This is a genomic window from Salmonella sp. SAL4457 (genome assembly GCF_046548235.1).
GTDB lineage: Bacteria > Pseudomonadota > Gammaproteobacteria > Enterobacterales > Enterobacteriaceae > Salmonella > Salmonella enterica.
In genome coordinates this window covers 1-278 of sequence record NZ_JBGDZO010000375.1, presented here as the reverse complement: position 1 = coordinate 278, position 278 = coordinate 1, and the positions used below count along the sequence as shown (strand labels likewise).

Here is a 278-nt window from a genome sequence, read left to right as displayed (position 1 = left end):
CTGCTGGGCATCCTTCACGGCTTTCTGCGCCTTGGCGGCCTGGGTCTTGCGCTCGGCGACCCGGGCGTCCCACTCGGCCTGCTGCGCCAGGCGCTTGGCCTGGTCGTATTCCTTGTCGTTCATGGCGATGCGCGCCTGGCTCAGCTTGTCCTGAGCGGACTTCATCTCGACCGGGGCATAGTCCGGGCCGCCGGCGCTCACCGCGTTATTCACCGCGGATTCGGTCACGGCGAACTGCTCGGTCGGCGGGTTGCCGGCGCAGCCGGCCAGGACCAGGC

General features: G+C 69.4%; 1 protein-coding gene. It reads right to left on the bottom strand.

Annotation, left to right across the window (positions count from 1 at the left end):
* Window positions 1–278 (bottom strand): DUF4398 domain-containing protein (locus ACLJNW_RS24710; protein ID WP_410961289.1); only part of this gene is annotated, 278 nt, incomplete at both ends.